Origin of the sequence: Bacillus pfraonensis (genome assembly GCF_050768835.1) — a bacterium.
Classification (GTDB): domain Bacteria; phylum Bacillota; class Bacilli; order Bacillales; family Bacillaceae_G; genus Bacillus_A; species Bacillus_A pfraonensis.
This window is the reverse complement of record NZ_JAHCDO010000100.1, coordinates 1-350: the sequence shown is the minus strand read 5'-3', so window position 1 is coordinate 350 and position 350 is coordinate 1. Positions and strand designations below refer to the sequence as shown.

The following is a 350-nucleotide window of genomic DNA, read 5'->3' as shown; positions in this document are numbered from 1 at the left end:
ATCGACTAAACATTTTACAATGTAATACTCCCCGTGGTCTTCCACAGACCACGCAATCGGTTTGCCATCCTTTTTCTTATTCTTACACTGTAATTGGGTTGTGATTACTTCTTCAATCATTTCTTGCCCATACGGGAACGTAACAACTGGAAACTGAAGTGTTTTCCCAGAACTTGTCGTCATCCACAATTCTTTTGTCTCAGGCACATACTGAAATACAAAATTGCCATGTTTGGCATCTTTCCGACCAGATAGGATCAGTTGTTTATTTAGAGCACGAGAAAATAATGTTTTCCATTTGTCATGGTTACGTACAAACTCGCGGATGGTAAATTGCGAGCAAAACAGTT

At 39.4% G+C, this 350-nt stretch carries 1 pseudogene; it reads right to left on the bottom strand.

The window, feature by feature from the left end:
- Window positions 1-350, bottom strand: a pseudogene (locus tag KFD70_RS29445) (IS200/IS605 family accessory protein TnpB-related protein); the annotation flags it as partial.